This window comes from Microcoleus sp. CAWBG27, assembly GCF_020883145.1.
In the GTDB taxonomy this organism is placed as follows: domain Bacteria; phylum Cyanobacteriota; class Cyanobacteriia; order Cyanobacteriales; family Microcoleaceae; genus Microcoleus.
In genome coordinates this window covers 257467-264119 of sequence record NZ_JAHREU010000002.1, presented here as the reverse complement: position 1 = coordinate 264119, position 6653 = coordinate 257467, and the positions used below count along the sequence as shown (strand labels likewise).

The 6653-nt window shown below is 47.2% G+C and carries 7 protein-coding genes; 6 read left to right on the top strand and 1 reads right to left on the bottom strand.

Features of this window, described 5'->3' with window-relative positions:
• Positions 1–93: 93 nt before the first annotated feature.
• On the bottom strand, positions 94–246 hold the full coding sequence (locus QZ938_RS02455) for a hypothetical protein (protein ID WP_293347308.1): 153 nt from the start codon (positions 244–246) through the stop codon (positions 94–96).
• A gap of 129 nt (positions 247–375) precedes the next feature.
• On the opposite strand from QZ938_RS02455, the gene QZ938_RS02450 reads away from it, so the two are divergent.
• From QZ938_RS02450 to QZ938_RS02425, 6 genes are all read left to right on the top strand, one after another.
• Positions 376–588, top strand: coding sequence for a helix-turn-helix transcriptional regulator (locus QZ938_RS02450; RefSeq protein ID WP_293152415.1), 213 nt, complete (start codon positions 376–378; stop codon positions 586–588).
• A gap of 21 nt (positions 589–609) precedes the next feature.
• A complete protein-coding gene (locus tag QZ938_RS02445) occupies positions 610–822 on the top strand; it encodes a helix-turn-helix transcriptional regulator (RefSeq protein ID WP_293347305.1) in 213 nt (70 codons plus the stop codon).
• A gap of 20 nt (positions 823–842) precedes the next feature.
• Positions 843–1055 carry a helix-turn-helix transcriptional regulator gene (locus QZ938_RS02440; protein ID WP_293152410.1) on the top strand — a complete coding sequence of 71 codons (213 nt, stop codon included), beginning with the start codon at positions 843–845 and terminating at the stop codon, positions 1053–1055.
• A gap of 553 nt (positions 1056–1608) precedes the next feature.
• Positions 1609–3216: a glycosyltransferase family 39 protein gene (locus tag QZ938_RS02435; protein WP_293347302.1), complete on the top strand. Its 1608-nt coding sequence runs from the start codon at positions 1609–1611 to the stop codon at positions 3214–3216.
• A 399-nt stretch (positions 3217–3615) separates the two neighbouring features.
• Positions 3616–4110, top strand: a complete 495-nt coding sequence (locus tag QZ938_RS02430) for a hypothetical protein (protein ID WP_293347299.1) — start codon at positions 3616–3618, stop codon at positions 4108–4110.
• Between the two features lie 104 nt (positions 4111–4214).
• Positions 4215–6512, top strand: coding sequence for a tetratricopeptide repeat protein (locus QZ938_RS02425; protein WP_293347296.1), 2298 nt, complete (start codon positions 4215–4217; stop codon positions 6510–6512).
• Positions 6513–6653 lie beyond the last annotated feature (141 nt).

The window sequence follows — 6653 nt, the reverse complement described above, 5'->3', positions numbered from 1 at the left end:
GACACCTAATTATCAAGAATTAGCCAAAGCCATAGAGTTGGGGTTCAGTCAAGTTACATCATCAAATATTTTTAACTGGTTTACGCACTGCTGTTATTGTACCTCATCTTTCTGAGAAAGGCTATAAGATTCCGCATCGGGGCGGCGGGCGAAACGATCGACTGTTAACCGCTGACACTTGGGGAGGTGGCGAATTATGCACCAAGGTTGAAGTCGATCGCGATATGTCGATTGTTTTGGTATCATAGATGTGTTCTGCCCACTTTGGTGGGTGGTGAATGAAAGGCGATCGCTCTAGATTTCTCAGGTCACGGGGCGATCGCTATTAACTGTATCTCTATTGAATTACGACAACTCGTAATTGTCAAGGGCCGAATGGGACGAATTAGACTGCGAGTTCGAGAACTTGCTCAAGAAAGGGGTTGGACTCTCAGGGAAGTCTCCAACAGAACGGGTATTCCTTACACTACAATCGCCACCTATGCGAGTTCTCCAGGCATGGCAACTGTAGACTACACAGCATTGGACAGATTGATCCGTGCGTTTGAGATTCCGATCGAGGATTTAGTTGAGATTTTGGAATATTAAACTGATTTGTCAGCGGAAAAAATGGGGTTAATTCGGTTGCGAGTTCGAGAATTCGCCCAGGAGAAGGGTTGGACGCTGAAAGAAGTTTCTGACAGAACGGGAATTCCCTACAGCACGGTTAAAAAATACGCCCAAGCTCCCAAAATGGCAACGGTGGACTACACGGCTTTGCAGAAACTTGCTGAAGTCTTCGATGTGATGGTGGAAGACTTGGTTGAGGTTTTGGAACGGTAAACTGATTTGTCAAGTGCAAGATGGGTCTAATTCGATTGCGGGTTCGAGAACTAGCCCAAGAGAAGGGTTGGACGTTGAAAGAAGTTTCTGAGCGATCGGGCATTCCTTACAGTACGGTTAGAAGTTATGCCCATTCTCCCAAGTTGGCAACTGTGGATTATACGGCTCTCAACAAATTGGCCCGTGCGTTCGATATTGCGATCGAGGATTTGGTTGAGATATTAGAACAGTAAACTGATTTTTAGCTGGCAACGTGGAATTAATTCCGTTGCAAGTTATATAATTTGCTGAAGATATAGCATTTATCAAAGAGATGAGGTATGACTGTAAATGGAGTTTTTGATGCGACCTCGCTTACTATCTTATAAATATAAGAGGGCCCAAGCCCAACAACGTACCTCACTTATCTGAGAAAGACTATAACTGTTCAATCTCCGATCCTTCAACTATATTGATATTGTTTTATTCAGAATAAACACATTTTCCCTCTTTTTAACCAAAAGTTTTTCGGTTAACTCTTTAATTTTTAATTTTTCTCTATCTCATTCAGCTTTTGGGCGACTAGCTTCCTGACTTATGTAAATATTTTTTGCAATTGGCATAGCATCTCTAGTCAATAGAGGTTGCATGATTTTTTATTGCAGACTAGGATAATGCAATAATGCGCGAATAGCTTCCAGTAGCACTTACGCACCATAGCCAGGTGTAAGTCAACGACAGCGGATTGCCCCTTATTTCACCCTATATCTAGGGGGTGTGCCTAAGTCCTGTTCAAGGAGAGACTTAATGAATCGTAATAATTGGCGACTACCTGTAACTGGGCTGCGGTTTTTACTTTTTGTGCTGTTGGTGATGGGCATATTTTTTAGAGTTGTGAATATCGATCGCAAATTCTACTGGTTTGACGAAACTTACACTTCCTTGCGAGTGTCTGGCTACTCAGGTAAATCTGTTCAGGAGCAAGTATTCAATGGGCCAGCAGTCACCAGCCAAGATTTACTGAAATATCAGAGCATTAATAATAAAAATAACGAAATCGATACTATTAAGGGTTTAGCAGCAGAAGAAGGTCAACTGCCACCACTCTATTTTCTGATGGCGCGATTTTGGGCTAAATTGTTTGGAACTAGCGTTACAGCCATGAGAAGCTTGCCGGCTGCGATTAGTTTACTACAGTTTCCCTGTGCTTATTGGCTCTGCCTGGAATTGTTTGAGTCTCCGATGGTGGGATGGGTAGCAATGGCATTGATATCGGTTTCGCCCATCCACGTGCTGTACGCTCAGGAAGCACGACCCTATTCTTTGTTTACTGTGTTAACTTTGCTATCCAGTGCGGTTTTGCTGCGGGCTATGCGACTTAAAACTAACCTGCAATGGGGAATTTATACAGCAATTACAGTAGTAAGTGTTTACACTCATCTTTATGGTTTCCTGGTTTTGATAGCACATGGAATCTATCTACTTATAATTGAAAAAGTGCGACTGACTAAAACCCTTTTTTCTTATGCTATCGCCTTTGTAGTCACGCTAATCGCAGGTTTAATCTGGTATTTAACCATCATTTATTGCCGACCTCTGCACGCTAATCCAAGCCTGCTGCAACCAGAACCTAAAATACCGCTAACATCTTTAATGGCAAGGTGGATCGGGAATAGTAGCAGGATTTTTTTTGATATAAATATTGATGCGATGAGCTCATTCAAAAAGATGCTGCCTGTGATTCCTGTGATTGTATTTTTATTACTTTTAGTGGGATATTCGATTTATTTTCTCTGCCGCCACACTTCTCAACCGATTTATACTTTCATCTTGGCTTTGATTATTTTTACATCCGTGCCTCTGATGGTGGGAGATTTAATTTTAGGTGGAAGGCGGCTCTCAGGCTACGCTCGATATCTAATGCCTACTTATCTGGGTTTGCAGTTGGCTGTCGCTTATTTGCTGACCGCGAAAATTACTTCTTCTACTGTTAATACCTGGCGGCATAAGTTTTGGCAGTTGGCTGCAATAGGAGTGTTTTCGGCTGGAGTCCTCTCTTGCACCCTGAGTTCTCAAGCAGAAATTTGGTGGAATAAAGGTCTGGATCAAGGCAAATTCACTATTCCTATAGCACGCATCGTAAATCAAGCTAATTCTCCATTGTTGATTACTGATACTGTGCTCGGTGAACTCCTTCCTTTGAGCCGTCGGCTCGATCCGAAAGTGAAAATTCTGTGGGGAGATCAATTTAAGCTTGCTCAGCGTCCTAAAAATTACAGCAATTTGTTTGCTTTTCTTCCGAGTGAGAAACTCCAAGACAGGCTTAAAAAAGAATACAAATACAAGTTAAAGCCTGTTTTTCTTAATTCTGAGGTGACTTACGATACGCGGCTTTGGGAACTTATTGATAAGTGAGTGGCTGTAGTGCATCTAAGTGCAGTAATCTTAAATACTGACTTTTTTCCTGGGAATTCTTAGGGTATGGCAACTGTAGATTGTACAGCTTTGGACAAGATGGCTCGTGCGTTTGAATTTGCGACAATTTAGTCGAAATTTTGGAACAATAGACTGATTTGTCAGAAAGACACGGCGGTTGAAACCGCGTCTACACAAACAAAACCCGCCTTCGCGGGTTAAGATTCGACCCTGGCCCAGAAACCGGGTTTTTTCGATAAGACTTCGTGACAGCGCAAAGACTCGGTAAAAACCCGGTTTCTCTGACGGAGTGCGTAAATCCCGATCGCCTTAATGCGGATATTGGAATTTTCCGGTAAACTAAAGTCAGGAGTTGTTCAGTCTGCCGGAGTTATATCAATGCCCATTAATCGTCTGTCTCAACTTGAAAAAAACCTGAAATCTCTGCGAGACCAGCAACACGCTTTAGAGCAAGAAGCTATCCTGACAACAGGACTACCAAAAATCCAAGCTGAGCAGCGGTTGGAAGAACAAATTAAGCCGAAAATCCGGGAGTACGAGAAGGAGTATTGGCAGGTTGTCGCTCAGCAAACGAAAACAGAAGAAATTCCCGAACATGAGGCTGAGGTTATTGTTGCCGAAATTGTCGAAGAAGTTGGGCAAATTGAAGTGCAGCGACAGTATCCCGATGAAGTAGTTCAGATTTTGCAACAGATTCGGGACAAGCTGAACCAACCGGGATCGACAGCAGCCGCGAAACTTAAAGGCGTAATCTCAAGCATTCCGCCGTTTGTAGGAATTTCCTACGAGGCAGAATTGGATACAGAGAATTTTTTACAGCAGCATTTTCCAACGTTTCGGGAATGGGCTAAAGTATTAGCAAAAAAGTCCTAGACCTGGAGCGAAAAACACCAAATCCAGGTTTCGCAAGTTCTTACAAACTTTACGATATTCCCTCCGAACTCGGTTCAAAAAACTTTGTTGGACGGGATGAGGAGATGCAGCAATTGCACAGATTGTTGCAGGATGGGAGCCGCGTTGCCATTGCCGCTGTGTCGGGAATGGGCGGCATCGGCAAGACAGAATTGGCATGGCAGTATGCAGCTTTTCACCGCGACTGCGAGACCTATCCAGCGGGGATTTGGTGGCTGTTTGTGCGGGAAATCGATTTAGCGCCGCAGGTGTTGCAAAAATCACTGCGAATGGGAATTCAGCCGCCGGATACTCTCGACAATCTGGAGGAACGGTTGCAGTTTTGCTACGAAGAGTGGGCAAAACAAACCTCTGGGAATGCTCTGCTGGTATTGGATGATGTCAGCGATTACCGCGCGGTGCAGCCGTTGTTGCCTAGAAATTCCCGCTTTAAGGTATTGCTGACAGCGCGACAAATTGTGCCGCCGCCTGTGGGGTGTTTGCCGTTAAAAGTTTTGAAACCAGAGGCGGCGCTAAACTTGCTGCGGCTGACGGCTGGGGATTTGCCGGGAAACGGACTGGGACGGATTGATGCCCAGCTTGAAGATGCTGAAGCACTTTGTCAGTGGTTGGATTATTTGCCTTTGGGCATCGAACTGGTGGGGCGCTATCTGCGGCGCAAGCGGGCGCTGTCCTTGGCAGAAATGCTGGAACGGTTGCAGGGTCAGCGATTGGAGGCGCGGGCATTGCAGGAGGCGGAAGCTGGGATGACGGCGAGGCGCGGAGTGGCGGCAGCCTTTGAGTTGAGTTGGGCGGAGTTGAAACCTCCGGCGCGGACGCTGGGGTGTCTGCTGAGCGTGTTTGCTCTGGCTCCGATTCCTTGGGAGTTGGTAGCCGATTGTTTGCCGGATTGGGATGGGGAGGAGTTGGAGGATTGTCGCGATGACGAACTGCTCAAACAGGGTTTGCTGTCGCTGGTGGAGGATGAAACCTCAGATCCGGCTCAATCTGGGCTGGTGCAGCCACGCTATCAACTTCATGCTTTGATTCGGGAGTTTTTTGCGGCCAAATTGCAGGGACGCGCCGATGCTGAGAATTTGCGGAGAAGTTTTGGGGTGGCGCTGACAGCCGTGGCGAAGACGATTTCGCAGACTGTGACGCTGGAGGTGCAGGAACGGGTGAAGGAGGCGCTGCCCCATTTGGAGGTGGTGGCGGAGCAATGGTCACATTTGCTGGAAGATGGTGCTTATGCTAGGTGGTCTTCCATAGGCTTAGCGCGGGTTGCAGAGGGACAGAGTTTATGGGCAGAGGCTGAGAAGTGGTTGAAAGCTTGCCTCCAGATGACAGAGAAACGCTGCGGAGCCGACCATCCCGATACCGCAAGTAGTTTGAACAATCTGGCAGCCCTATACCATACAATGGGTTGCTACCCGGAGGCGGAACCTTTGTATGTGCGAGCGCTCTCGATCTGGGAGCAGCAGTTCGGAGCCGACCATCCCCTTACGGCAAGTAGTTTGAACAATCTGGGAATGCTGTACCAAGCAATGGGACGCTACGCGGAGGCGGAACCGTTGTTAGTGCGATCGCTCTCTATCAGGGAGCAGCAGCTCGGAGCCGACCATCCCCATACGGCAGATAGTTTGAACAATCTGGCAGCGCTGTACGATGCAATGGGTCGTTACCCGGAGGCGGAACCTTTGTATGTGCGAGCGCTCTCGATCTACGAGCAGCAGCTCGGACCCGAACATCCCCAAACGGCAACGAGTTTGAATAATCTGGCAAGGCTATATGATGCAATGGGTCGCTACCTGAAGGCGGAACCTTTGTATGTGCGAGCGCTCTCGATCTACGAGCAGCAGCTCGGACCCGAACATCCCCAAACGGCAACGAGTTTGAACAATTTGGGATTGCTGTATTATGCAATGGGACGCTACGCGGAGGCGGAACCGTTGTTAGTGAGATCGCTCTCGATCCGTGAGCAACAGCTTGGAGCCGACCATCCCGATACCGCAAGTAGTTTGAACAATCTGGCAGGTCTGTACGAGTCAATGGGACGCTACCGGGAGGCAGAACCTTTGTATGTGCGATCGCTCTCGATCCGTGAGCAACAGCTCGGAGCCGACCATCCCAGTACAGCAAGTAGTTTGAACAATCTAGCACTGCTTTACCGTGCAATGGGACGCTACCCGCAGGCGGAACTATTTTACCTGAGAGCATTAGAAATCTGGTTTAACCGATTGGGAGAGAATCATCCCAACACCCAAACCGCTTGGAGCAATTTCATTTATTGTCTCCAGGAGGCGATGTCAGCGGGTCAAGACTCGCAACTTTCTCAACATCCAACAACGCAAGCAATGCTTCAGCAACTTAGGGAGGCGGAGTAGCTGTTGCTGCTAGAGCGATTGTTGCCAATTTCCTACAAAACTTACGCATGGGGCCCAGAAACCGGGTTTTTGCGGGAATACTTCGTTACAGCCCGCAGATAAGGCAAAAAACCCGGTTTCTCTGACGAAGCGCATAAGTCT